The sequence below is a fragment of the Rhodoblastus sp. genome, from assembly GCF_019449565.1.
Classification (GTDB): Bacteria; Pseudomonadota; Alphaproteobacteria; order Rhizobiales; family Beijerinckiaceae; genus Rhodoblastus.
Genome location: NZ_JAGRPM010000026.1, coordinates 1 through 3232 on the forward strand (window position 1 = coordinate 1; position 3232 = coordinate 3232).

At 65.5% G+C, this 3232-nt stretch carries 3 protein-coding genes; 1 reads left to right on the forward strand and 2 read right to left on the reverse strand.

The window, feature by feature from the left end; all coding sequences use genetic code 11:
• Both QZ409_RS06010 and QZ409_RS06015 read right to left on the reverse strand, forming a co-directional pair.
• The coding region (locus QZ409_RS06010; protein WP_296707866.1) for a DUF1365 family protein at positions 1–684 on the reverse strand (684 nt) is incomplete at its 3' end.
• Positions 681–2033 carry an NAD(P)/FAD-dependent oxidoreductase gene (locus QZ409_RS06015; RefSeq protein WP_296707868.1) on the reverse strand — a complete coding sequence of 451 codons (1353 nt, stop codon included), beginning with the start codon at positions 2031–2033 and terminating at the stop codon, positions 681–683. The genes QZ409_RS06010 and QZ409_RS06015, both read right to left, overlap by 4 nt.
• Positions 2034–2194: 161 nt before the next feature.
• On the opposite strand from QZ409_RS06015, the gene QZ409_RS06020 reads away from it, so the two are divergent.
• On the forward strand, positions 2195–2977 hold the full coding sequence (locus QZ409_RS06020) for a DUF1295 domain-containing protein (protein ID WP_296707870.1): 783 nt from the start codon (positions 2195–2197) through the stop codon (positions 2975–2977).
• Positions 2978–3232: the final 255 nt, after the last annotated feature.

A 3232-nucleotide genomic window follows, 5' to 3' on the forward strand; every position in this document is an offset into this window, starting at 1 on the left:
CCAATGGATGCCGCCAAAAACTCGTAGCGTCAGCAGCGGGACGGAAAAGAACAGGCGCATAAGATTGGCGTCGTTCAGCTCGCTCCGGCGCGCGCGATAATGCGCGGTGAGCAGCAGGCCGGAGGCGTCGGAAACATCGATTGTCAGGCTCAGATTGTCGTCGGGCGCGCGCAGGCGGAAGGAATAGTCAAGCTCCATGTTCATGAAGGGCGAGACATGGAGTTGCTTGCGGCAGGCCTGCCGGACTTCGCCTCCCACCGCGTCCTCGACGGGGATCATGTAGGCGTGGCGCTCGCCGAACGTATTGTCCACTTCATAGAGAAGCGCCGCGAGTTCCCCAGAGCAGCGGCAGCAGTAATAGACGCTGATCGGATTGAAGGCCCAACCGAGCAGGCGCGGCAAGGTGAGCAGGAAAATCCTGCCGCCGTCCGGCTCGACTCCGGCGGCGCGCATGGCTGCCTCCACCTGTTCACGCAGCGGGCGGCCCGAGCCGTCGCCGCGATCGCGCCGATAGAAGGAAAACAGGTTGAAGCGGTCGAGCGAGAACCAGCGCAGGCGCGCATCGAACTCCTCCAGCCGGTCGAGATCGAGCAGGATCGAATAGATCCGATAGGCGAGGCGATGTGCGCGCGGTCGCTGCCGATGATGCGTCACGATTCCGGAATAGAGGCCGGGGGCGATCATCGGGCCAGCGCCTTCTGGCGCGGCGACGGCGCGGAATCAAGAAAGATCCGGCCGCTTTCGTCCGCGACGCGCCACGGCCTCCTGCCGCCGCCCAGTTGCTCGGCGACGGCGAGACCTGCCTGCAAGCCATCCTCGTGGAAACCCGCGCCGAAATAGGCGCCGCAATACCAGACGCGATCCACGCCTTGCAGCGACCACAAAAGCTTTTGCGCGCTCATCGCAGCGGCGTCGAATTGCGGATGGCGATAGGTTTCCGTCTGGTAGGTCAGGTCCTCGCGCGGCGGCGCCGGCGGGTTGAGCGTCACGAAAAGCTCCGGCGCGGACCCCAGCGGCTGCAGGGCGTTCATCCAGTAGCTGACCGCCAGCGAATTTTCGCCTCGGCCCTCGGCCAGATAGTTCCAGGCGGCCCAGGCCGCCTTGCGGCGCGGCATGAGGCTGGCGTCGCCATGCAAAAAAGCGATGTTCGAGGCATAGCGGAAGGCGCCCAGGACGCGCCGTTCCTCCTCGCTCGGCCGCTCCAGAAGGCCGAGCGCGGCGTCAGCGTGAGCAGCGATCACGACCTGGTCGAACCGGTCGGTCCCGCCGCGCCTGTCGGTCACTTCGACGCAGTCAGGCAGCCGCCTGACGCGAATGACCGGCGCGCCGAGGCGGATGTTGGGGATTTTTTTTGCGAGCTTGCGGACATAGGTTTGCGAGCCGCCCCGCACGGTGCGCCAGACTGGGCGGCCCACGAGTTTCAGCAGGCCGTGATTGTCGCAGAAGCGAATGAAGGAGGCCGCGGGATAGGCGCCAACCTCGGCGGCGGGCGTGGACCAGATCGCCGCCGCCATCGGATAAAGGTGATCGCGGATGAAAGCCGCGCCATAGCCGCCACGCACGAGATATTCGCCGAGGCTGACGTCGCCCATGTGCGGCAGGTCGCGCGGGGCTTCGCGATAGAAGCGAAGCAAGTCTCGGATCATTGACCAGAAGCGCGGCTTGAAAACATTGGCCGGCTGGGCGAACAGGCCGCGCAGATCCTTGCCGGCATATTCATAGGCGCCGCCGTCGAGCGAAACGGAAAAGGACATGTCGGTCGGCGCCGTCTCGACGCCGATATGCTGGAACAAAGCGGTCAGGTTGGGATATGTCGGCTCGTTATAGACGATGAAGCCAGTGTCAACGGCGATTGCCCGCCCGCCCAGCGTCAGTTCGCAGGTGTTGGCGTGGCCGCCGAGCCGTCGCTCGCCCTCGTAGAGCGTGACCTCGTGGTCGCGCGAAAGGGACCAGGCGCAGGAGAGCCCGGAGACGCCGGCGCCGATCACCGCAAGTTTTTGACGGATCTGGCCTGGGGGAATTGATCGATCCATCGAAAATCCAGAGGTGAGGGGGCCGACTGGGGTTGATACGCGACGCGGCGCGCGGCGGTTCACCGGATCGATCCAAAAGACTGGCCATGGCGTTTAAACAACGAAGGAGAACGCCATTGCTTTTGTTTTCGGGCGCTGCGATCGCCGCGCTGAGCCTCGCCATGGCGCTGGCCTGGCTGACGCGGATGCGCACCGGCCAGAGCGGCTGGATCGACGCCATCTGGTCGGCGGCCACGGGGTTGGCGGCCTTCGTTCTTGCTTTGGCGCCTCCTTCCGCGGCGCCCTTTGGCCGCCGCGCGCTGGCCGCCGGGCTGGTGCTGATCTGGGCGGCGCGGCTCGCCGGGCATATTTTCGCGCGCACCCGGGGCGCGGGCGACGATCCGCGCTATGCCGCCCTGGCGCGCGAATGGGGCGCGGCCTTTCCGCGCCGCCTATTCGTCTTCCTGCAAATCCAGGCGGCGGCGGCCTTGCCTCTGGTTGGCGCGGTCGCCCTGGCCGCGCGGTCGCCGCGTCCCTTCCCCGATCTGTTCGATCTCGCCGGGGGGCTTGTCGCGATTGCGGCGCTGGCTGGCGAGGGACTGGCCGACGCGCAACTGGCGCAGTTCCGCCGCGCCGCGCCATCAGGCGGATTATGCGAGATCGGCCTGTGGGGCGCCTCGCGTCATCCCAATTATTTTTTTGAATTCCTGTTCTGGTGCGCCTGGCCCTTGATCGCCTTCGATCCGTCGGGAGCCTATCCGCGGGGTCTGCTCGCGCTGGCTGCGCCGGCTTTCATCTATTGGCTGCTGGCCCATGTCAGCGGCGTCCCACCGCTCGAAAAACACATGCGCGCGTCGCGCGGCGCGGCTTTCGACGATTACGCGCGCCGGGTCAATCGCTTCTTCCCCGGCCCGCGCATCAATTTCTTGGCGCCACGGCCGAACGGCTGCCGTCGCAACCGATAATCGGGAGCCTGACAGCAACGGTTGCCTCAAGCTGGTCTCAGAAGAGCGTCATTATCCCCGAAAATGTCTGGAACTGGAGCAGCGCTGCCGTCGCGTCTCGGTCCGTTATCGGCGGATTGTGTTGAAAAACTCATCCGTTGCCGCGCTGCGGGTGGCGTGATTCACTTCTCCTGCTGATTTGCGGGAGAAGCGGCGATGATGGGGGTACAGGCGGCAGCGGCTCGGTTGTTCTACGACTTCTGCCTTGATGACCAC

Excerpts from the sequence above, each read along its gene's own strand:
- QZ409_RS06015 (WP_296707868.1), bottom strand. The coding sequence starts at position 2,033 with ATGGATCGATCAATTCCCCCAGGCCAGATCCGTCAAAAACTTGCGGTG.
- QZ409_RS06020 (WP_296707870.1), top strand. The coding sequence starts at position 2,195 with ATGGCGCTGGCCTGGCTGACGCGGATGCGCACCGGCCAGAGCGGCTGG.